The organism is Mesorhizobium sp. M2E.F.Ca.ET.219.01.1.1 (assembly GCF_004016445.2).
GTDB lineage: Bacteria > Pseudomonadota > Alphaproteobacteria > Rhizobiales > Rhizobiaceae > Mesorhizobium.
In genome coordinates, this window is sequence record NZ_SADT02000107.1 from 1 (window position 1) to 365 (window position 365).

General features: G+C 68.5%; 1 protein-coding gene. It reads right to left on the reverse strand.

What is annotated here, in order from left to right; genetic code table 11:
- On the reverse strand, window positions 1-365 hold a 365-nt coding region (locus tag EN862_RS35135), incomplete at both ends, for a glutathione S-transferase C-terminal domain-containing protein (RefSeq protein ID WP_193771636.1).

Below are 365 nucleotides of genomic sequence, written 5' to 3' on the forward strand. Positions count from 1 at the left end.
GCGCGGACTTCCGCTTCGTGCTCGGGCTCGCGCCATGTCTCGGCAAGGCCCGCCGCGTACCATTCGCGCATCGCAGGCAGGTCGAGCAGCCGCTTCGGATAGGCGGCCGCAGCGCCCTCGAATTCGAGCCCATAGGACTGCGCCCGGAACGCCACCGGCGCAAAGAAGGCATCGGCGGCGGTGAAGCGGTCGCCGGCCAGGAACGGGCCGCCGAAGCGGGCGAGGCCGTCATTCCAAAGATCGCTCAGACGGAAGAGATCCTGCTTCAGCGCATCGGACATCGGGAACGGCTCGACGCGCACGCCGCAGCTCATCGGGCAGAGGTTGCGGAGCGCGGTGAAGCTCGAATGCATTTCGGCTGCGGC